The following is a 1,729-nucleotide window of genomic DNA, read 5'->3' as shown; positions in this document are numbered from 1 at the left end:
GTTTACATTGTTAGATAGGTCTTGCTTTAAGCTATGCAGTGTTTTTTCGTAATTATCATTATTTTTAGTAAAGCTGCACCAGTCAAAATACTGTGTTTTAGTAACCCCGTTAGATGATGCTTCTAGGCGAGTTCCTGGGCGAATACACGAAATTTCGTTGTAATGGGTATTCTCAAATAGGTAATACCCAAGTGTTGCATATTCCATCATTCCTTCGTGATTACAGGTAAGTGGTAAGCCTAAGTTTTTGAGTATGCTATATTGGGTACTAAAAATAAAAGCACCTTCATAATACATATAATAAAAAGGGCGAACCCCAAGGGAATCGGTAACTAAGTTTAATACATTCGTAACCTTGTTATACCGTGCCATACAAAAAACACCTTCACATTCTGTAAGCATTGCATTGGTATAATGTGAGTTTAGGGTGTTTAAATCATTATTTCGGTTCGCGCTTAAAAGTGGGTGACCAACCAGTGTTGCAATATGCGAATCTGTTTGCAAAAAAGCATGTGGGCCAAAGGTTTCATAATCTAAACTAGCTAAGTAAAGAGCCTGTTCATGTACTTCGTTTATTGTGCCACTGTTTACTTTAGCATCTTCAGCTTTAAATTTATTAATAATAAAATCATGATGTTGAGTTAGCCCAGATGCATAATAAATTCCAAAAAATTTCGCCATAACCCGTACCTGTAATTCGTTTTGATATTAATTAGGTATCAAGGTTTGTACCAAGATTAATGAAAATTTTTTTTAAAGAGACGCCGTGCTAACTTTTTGCTTTTTGGGTACAAATTAATTGCCTCACAACACAAAATTATATAACGTATTAAGGTGCATACATTTTATAAAAGTAAATTTATCAATCAGCAGGAAAACCGAATGAACAATGAAATACTCAAATCATCTACTGCTACGTACCAAAGCGGTGTGGCAAAAGCCGATGGTAAATTTTATGTAACGCAAGGTGAGGTACGTTTTGAGCCATACAATGAACGTGCTGGTTTAGGACCTTATACTTTAACACGCAGCGCAATCGTAAAAATTGAAAAGTCAGTAGGTACAGGTGCTGGCATTTTACCACTAACAAGCGATGCAATAACAATCACCTTAGAAAATGAAGATACTTATGATTTTATTATAGCAAACCCCGATGAATGGATTCGTTTACTCAAGCATTAAATGATTAGGGTCTGTTGACCTTTAGGTTAAATTTGCAGCAGTCTGTTTGGTATCATGCAATGTCTCTATTGGACATAATAAAAGATCAACCCGAAATATTTAAAGTACTTAAAGCTGTAGCTGCGGGCATGGCTTTATCGCTTAAAAGTGGTGATCCATCTTATGTATAACGAGAGTCTACTACGCTAAATATCCTACCAGAAGAGCCGTTAGTGAGTGACTTTAAAACCAAGGTGTTTGTTATAGTGCCGCCGCAATGCGCTAGTGCTTGTTTAGATGCGCTTGATAAGTTTAAGCTTTTTGAAAATACCACGTTGTTTGGTGCACCCAGTAGCGCTGACTCGATGTATATGGAGGTACGTTTAGCCGATTTACCTTCAGGCTTAGGTAAAGTTGTAGTGCCAAATAAAGTATATGTAAATAGAGCGCGAGGGGCAGGTGATTTTTACAAGCCAGATATTGCGTATAACGGCGTTGATTGGACAACGAATATACTATTAGAGCAGATTAAGCGCATCCCATAGCTCAAAAATAAAAAACCGCTCTT

Annotated in this window: 1 protein-coding gene and 2 pseudogenes; 2 read left to right on the top strand and 1 reads right to left on the bottom strand. The window is 36.7% G+C overall.

The features are described from left to right. Nucleotides 1-681 (bottom strand): annotated as a pseudogene (locus tag P20480_RS18325) (asparagine synthase-related protein); the annotation flags it as partial. A 201-nt stretch (nt 682-882) separates the two neighbouring features. Between P20480_RS18325 and P20480_RS06655 the strand changes: the two are divergent. Both P20480_RS06655 and P20480_RS19435 read left to right on the top strand, forming a co-directional pair. Beyond that, entirely contained in the window at nt 883-1,182 is a 300-nt protein-coding gene (locus tag P20480_RS06655) for a hypothetical protein (protein WP_008130696.1), read from the top strand. 62 nt (nt 1,183-1,244) lie between these two features. Continuing rightward, nucleotides 1,245-1,706 (top strand): annotated as a pseudogene (locus P20480_RS19435) (S41 family peptidase); the annotation flags it as partial. Between the last annotated feature and the right edge of the window lie 23 nt (nt 1,707-1,729).

It is taken from the genome of Pseudoalteromonas sp. BSi20480 (genome assembly GCF_000241365.1).
GTDB classification, from domain to species: Bacteria; Pseudomonadota; Gammaproteobacteria; order Enterobacterales; family Alteromonadaceae; genus Pseudoalteromonas; species Pseudoalteromonas marina.
Note: the sequence above shows the minus strand (reverse complement) of the source record. Positions and strands in the feature narration are given on the sequence as shown.